4 protein-coding genes are annotated in these 6001 nt (G+C 74.7%); all 4 read right to left on the bottom strand.

What is annotated here, in order from left to right:
• Positions 1-2424 (bottom strand): beta-ketoacyl synthase N-terminal-like domain-containing protein (locus tag AN218_RS12490; RefSeq protein WP_141747550.1); only part of this gene is annotated, 2424 nt, incomplete at its 3' end.
• A gap of 51 nt (positions 2425-2475) precedes the next feature.
• Positions 2476-4656, bottom strand: coding sequence for a non-ribosomal peptide synthetase (locus AN218_RS12485; protein WP_079132103.1), 2181 nt, complete (start codon positions 4654-4656; stop codon positions 2476-2478).
• A gap of 12 nt (positions 4657-4668) precedes the next feature.
• Complete coding sequence (locus AN218_RS12480; RefSeq protein ID WP_079132102.1) at positions 4669-5808, bottom strand: HAD-IIIC family phosphatase; 1140 nt, start codon at positions 5806-5808, stop codon at positions 4669-4671.
• Positions 5805-6001: acyl-CoA dehydrogenase family protein (locus tag AN218_RS38175; protein WP_244900416.1), on the bottom strand; the 197-nt coding region annotated here is incomplete at its 5' end. The genes AN218_RS12480 and AN218_RS38175, both read right to left, overlap by 4 nt.

Genomic DNA, 6001 nt, shown 5'->3' with positions numbered 1-6001 from the left:
TGCCGGTGCCTCGGCGGCCGGCGGCGGTACGGGCGGCAGCGCGGCGGTCGGCGCCACGGCCGACAGGGCGCTCTGGCCCGGGAGTTGGGATTCGCCTTCGAGGACCGCCGGGCGCTGACCCTCTGCGGCGCCGGAGCGCTGCGGCGTCCCCGTGGCGGCGCCCTCGTCGAAGCGGATGATGTCGCCGAGCGGACGTGCCCAGCAGCGCACCCCGCGGAAGGGGTGGCCGGGCAGCGGGACACGGCCGGGGCTACCGGGTGCCCGCAGCGCCGTCCAGTCCAGGTCGACGCGCGCCTCGTAGAGGCTGCCCAGCGCCTCCAGCAGGCCGTCGGGACCGTCGCCGAGGGTGAGCACCGTGGCGTCGGCGCGCCCCCGGAGGTGTGCCGAGAGCTGATCGCTGATCTCTCCGCGTGCGGCCAGCTCGACGAACACCACCGGCCCGGCGGCGAGTTGCTCCTCCACCGCGGCCTGGAGCCGGTCGCCCCGCAGCGGCCCGCCGAAGACGCCGTCCGTGTCACTGCCGCGGTCGGCCGCCGTCTCTGCCACCTCCCGGAGGGCCCGGGTGTCGGCGGCCGTCAGCGTGCCCTGGAGATGCCGTACGGCATACCGCGAGACGCCGGAGCTGAAGAGCCCCTCCGCCCGTACTCCGGCCTTCTTCAGCCGTGTGTGCGCGGCGAGTTGGGCTCGTACGCGCGCCGCCTGCGCGGCCGGGAGCGGAAGCGAGGCGGGCAGCGGAGCGCCCTCGCCGGCCGGTGCGCCCGAGGCGTCGCCGGAGAGCAGCAGGACGACCCGGGGCACCGGGGTCTCGCCGCCGACGGGCAACGGCAGCGTCCCGCCCGCCGCATGCGGGGGCGTCTCCAGCCTGCGCCAGGTGACCTGCGCCGCCAGCTTCAGCGCCAGCTCCCCGGACGTGCGTGCCACGACGCCCATCCGGTGCTCGTGGTGGTCCCGGCCCTCGTTCAGCGTCCGGGCGACGTCGGCCAACGGCCAGGGCTCGTCGCGCAGTTCGAGGGAGAGCCGCTCGCAGAGCGTGACCAGGTCCTCCGCGGTGCGCGCCGAGACGCCGACGAGCTGCGGTCCCTGCGGGCCGCGCGCCGCGTCGCGTTCCGTACGGGGCGGCTGCTCGACCACGCAGTGCGCGTTGACGCCGCCGAGACTGAACGAGCTGACGCCCGCACGCCGTTCACCGTTCGCGGCCGTCCAGGGGCGATGGGAGGTCACCACGTCCAGCCGTGCGCCCCGCAGATCGACGTCCGCGGCGGGCCGGGTGAAGTGCAGCGTCGGGTACAGCTCGGCGTGCCGCACGCTCAGCACGGCCTTGACGAGGCCCGCGACGCCCGCCGCGTGGTCGAGGTGGCCGACGTTGGTCTTCACGGAGCCGACCGGCAGCGAACTCCCGTCACCCGCCCCGCCGTTGGCCGTCCCGGCGTCGGAGGGCCCGGAGCGTGCCAGGGCCAGGCCCTCCACCTCGACGGCGTCGCCCAGCCGGGTGCCGGAGCCGTGCGCCTCGATATAGCCGGCCGTCGCGATGTCCGCACCGGCTGTGCGCCACGCCTTGCGTATGACCTCGGCCTGGGACGCGGCGCTGGGCGTGGCGATCGTCGCCGAGTGGCGGCCGTTGTGCACAACGGCGCTGCCGCGGATGACGGCGTGGATGAACGCGCCCTCGTCCAGGGCCCGTTCGAGCGTCGTCAGCAGCAGTACGGCGCCGCCCTCGCCGGCCGCCGCGCCGTCGGCGCCCTCGTCGAAGGCGCGGCACTTGGCCGTCGGGGAGGCGATGCCGGGAAAGGCCGCGACGGTGGCCGCGGGCGGTACGACATGGCGTACGCTCACGCCGCCCGCGACGGCGAAGTCCGCGTCCCCGTCCCGCAGTTCACGCGACGCCTGGTGCACGGCGACGAGGGAGCCGTTGCAGCCGGTGTCCACGCCGTAGCAGGGGCCGGTGAGGCCGAAGATGTGCGAGACGCGGGCGGGCAGTCCGCAGGGGATGTTGCCGATCATGCTGAGCGTGCCGACCTCGCGTACGAGGGGCGCGTAGCCGTTGGTGGGCGAGCTGAAGACGACGGCCGTACGGGAGTCCCGCATCGCGGACGCGGCGTAGCCGGCGTTCTCCAGTGCCTCGCGGGTGAGTTGGAGCGCCAGCCGGTGCTGGGGGTCGGTGACCTCCGCCTCGCGCCGCGACAGTCCGAAGAACTCGTGGTCGAAGAGGTCGATGCGGTCCAGATAGCCCTGGTGCGGATACTCCGCGTCGGGGTCCTGGCAGCACGCCTCGATCCGCTCCCGCGGCATGGCGCGCACCGAGTCGCGTCCGGCGCGCAGATTGGCACGGAAGCCGGCGAGGCTGTCGGCCTGCGGGAACCGGGTGGAGATCCCGATCACCGCGATGCCGTTCCGTGCGCGTGCCGCGTCGAGATTCCCGCTCATCCCGGTCGTTCCGCCTTTCGGTCATTCATGGTCGGCTCGGCTCACCGGAGGTCACAACTCGTAGGCCGCGGGGGCGGATTCGTCGCCGCTCGCGCTCACGCCCAGCCGCGCCGCGATCGCCTCCGCCTGCGCCGAGACCGTCGTCAGGTCGAACAGCTCGCCCACGCGCAGCACTCCGGGCCACTGCCGCTCCAGCCGCTTGTGCAGATCGATGACGCGCAGCGAACTGCCGCCCACGGCGAAGAAGTTGTCGTGCGGTCCCGATGCGCCGTGGCCGAGCACCTCGGCCCAGATCAGGCCCACGGTGTGCGTCGGGTCGCCCGGGTCGGCGGGGCTGCCGGAGTCACCGTGCGGCGCGCCGGGCGGGGCGTCCGGGCTCGGGTCCGCGTGGGCGGTGTGCGCGGTGTGGGACGCCGCGGCCGCGGCCGCCTCGGGGACCAGCGCCGTCAGCGCCGTACGGTCGGCCTTGCCGCTGCTGCCCAGCGGCATCCGCTCCAGCGTGTGGAAGAGCACCGGCACGGCCTGCTCGACGAGGTGTCCGGCGCAGTGCTCGCGCAGCTCCGCCCACGACGGCGTGGCCCCGCCGGGCTCCGCGGGCGTGAGGAAGGCGACGAGCCGGTGCTCCGTCCCGGAGACGTCGCAGACCGCGACCGCCTGCCCGACGCCGGGGTGCGCCTCCAACACCGCCTCGGTCTCGCCGAGTTCGACACGTGTGCCGCGGATCTTCACCTGGTGGTCGGTCCGGCCGTGGCAGTGCAGCGCGCCCTCCTCGTCGACGTGCGCGATGTCGCCCGTGCGGTACAGCCGCGCCCCGGGCGGCCCGTACGGGTCGGCGACGAAGCGCTCCGCGGTCCTGCCGGGCTGTCCCGCGTAGCCCAGCGCGACGAACCCGCCGCCGATGTACAGCTCTCCGCGCTCCCCGGCGGGCACTTCCCGCAGCCGCTCGTCGAGCACATGCGCCACGGCGCCCGCCCACGGCCTGCCGATGGGGATCCGCTGCCGGGACGGGGCGAGCCACGGCTGCACGGTGCAGGAGATCGTCGTCTCCGTGGGGCCGTACTCGTTCACCAGCGACGCGCCCGGCAGCCGCTCGTGGTGGAGCCGGACGAGGTCCTGCGTGCAGGGCTCGCCGGCCACGACGACCAGCCGCAGAGACGGCGGCAGCAGCCGGCTCTCCTCCAGCAGCGCGCGGTAGTAGGAGGGGACGACGATCAGGTGCGTCGCCTCGAACTCCCCCGCCAGACGGGCGAGTTCGTGCACCTGCCGGAGCTGCTTGTCGTCCGGGAGCAGCAGCGTGTGGCCGCGTGTGAACGACCAGAACATGCCGCCGAGCATCCCGTCGAACGACAGGCGCATCGCCATGAGATACGTCGCGGGTCCGGAGCCGTAGACCCACTCACGGGGGGCGATCGAGGTGGCGAGCTGACGGCGGCTGACGACGACGCCCTTGGGCGCTCCGGTGGATCCCGAGGTGCAGACGATGTAGGCGGGCGCGTCCTCGGAGACGGCGGCCTCCGCCGGGTCCGGCCCGCCGGGCAACCGCTCGCCCTCGGCGGCGAGTTCGCGTACGTCGAGGCCCGTGACGTCGAGGAGGGCGGGCGCGCCCGGTGCGTCCTCCAGGGCCGGTTCGGGTCCGGAGCCGAGGACGACCGCGCAGTCGGTGTCGGCGAGCAGCGCCCGCAGTCGGGCGGGCGGCTGGTCCGGTTCCACGACGGCCCAGGCGGCGCCGGTGCGCAGGGCGGCGAGCATGGCGGTGACGGCGACGGCGTTCTGTTCGAGGCGTACGCACACCACACGGCCCGGACCGGCGCCGTGCGCGCGCAGCCGCCGCGCCAACGCCGCGCAGGCCAGGTCGAGTTCGCGGTAGGTCAGCTCCAGGCCGCCGACGACCAGGGCGGTGGCGGACGGCGCGCGGCGCACCTGCTGCCGGAACCCCTCCAGGACGGGCGTGGGTTCGGGGGCAGGCTCGGGGGTGGAGCCGGAGGCGGGTTCAGGTATCTGCCCGTCGCCCCGGCCGCGTTCCTGCGCCCGCGCCTGTGCCTGCCGTGCACCGCCCGGGAGGCCGTCGTACGAAAGGCCGTCGTACGAAAGGCCGTCGTACGAAAGGCCGCGGTCTCCGCGGGCGCCCGTCAACTCGGCCCGCCCGTCGGCCCGTTCATGCCCCTCGTGCCGCTCGGGCCACTCAGACCGCTCCGACCGGTCAGGCCGTTCCCGCGCGAAGTCGTGTGCCACTGCCGCCCCACCTCAGTCCGTTCCGCTGACGACGCGGACGTGGCTCTCGCGCTGCGGCGCAAGCCGCTCGGGATCGACGCCGAGGACGAGCGGCGCCCCCGCCGCTCCCCCGGCCCCGGCTCCGTCCGCGTCCCCCGCGCCCGTGCCGTCCTCGACCGGGGCGAAGCCCGCGAAGCGCAGGGTGACCAGCATGGAGCGGTTGGCCTCGGTCGGCACGAAGTGCGCGACGGGCCGCCGCCCTTCGGCGACCGCCTCCCGCACGAGACGGTCGAGCAGCACGGTGCCCACGCCCCGCGAGGCCACCCGGCAGGACATCAGCATCAGGCGCAACACGGCGTCGTCGTCGGTGAGTTCGGTGACGGCGAGGCCGATGATCCCGTACTCGCCGTAGTCGTCGCGGAGTTCGGCGACCTGTACGCGGTGACCCGGCGAGGCCGTCAGACGGCGCAGCTCCTCCGCCCCGTACGTCAGGCCCGAGGTGTTCAACTGATGGGTGCGCACGGTCAGTTCGCTGGCGCGGGAGAGATCGTCCTCGGTGGCCTCCCGTACGGTCATCACCAGTCCGAGGGAGGCGAGGAAGCCCTGCCGGTCCGCGCCGAACTCCTCCTGGGCGGCCTGGCGCCGGCGCTCGGTGCGGTAGAGCAGGCGGCGCCTGCCGGCCTCCTCGGTGACGAACTCCGGCTGGAACGCGGCCAGATCGGGCAGCCCGGCGGCCTGCTCTGCCGGATAGCAGCGCACCATGGGCAGCGCGGAAGCGACCTCGGCGCGCTCGACCGGGTCGTTGTCGACGAACGCAAAAGTGTCGAGGCCGATGTTGAGCGCTTCGGCGATGCGCCGTACCGCGTCGGACTTGGCGCCCCATCCGACCCGTACGTCGCAGAACCACTCCTCCAGGCCGTGCCGGTCGAGGTGGCGGGCGGTCACGGCGTGCTCGCCGCGGCTGGCGGCGGCGTGCAGGATGCCCCGCTCGTCCAGGGCGCGCAGCGTCTTCAGCGCGCCGGGGAAGGGCTCCGGCTCGTCGCCTTCGAGGACGACGCCGTCCCACAGGGTGTCGTCCAGGTCCCACACCAGGCACTTGACGACGGGGGCGGGTCCGGACGGGGCGTCGGAAGCGCGGCCGGAGGCGGCGTCCGGCTCGGGGGCGGCCGTCATGCCGGGGCCCCGGCGCCCGGGGCGGCCGCGTGGCGGCGCATCAGTTGCTCGGCGATGTGTTCCTCGGCCACCTGCTGCGCTCCTTCGATGATCTCCATGACCTTCGCGTCCCGGAAGTGCCGTCCGGCTCTGCTGCGCGGCTCGCAGCCCGCGGAGCCCAGGATCTGTACGGCGCTGCCGCTCGCGGAGGCGG

It is taken from the genome of Streptomyces nanshensis (genome assembly GCF_001751255.1).
Taxonomy (GTDB): domain Bacteria; phylum Actinomycetota; class Actinomycetes; order Streptomycetales; family Streptomycetaceae; genus Streptomyces; species Streptomyces nanshensis_A.
Note: the sequence above shows the minus strand (reverse complement) of the source record. Positions and strands in the feature narration are given on the sequence as shown.

Excerpts from the sequence above, each read along its gene's own strand:
- AN218_RS12480 (WP_079132102.1), bottom strand. The coding sequence starts at position 5,808 with ATGACGGCCGCCCCCGAGCCGGACGCCGCCTCCGGCCGCGCTTCCGAC.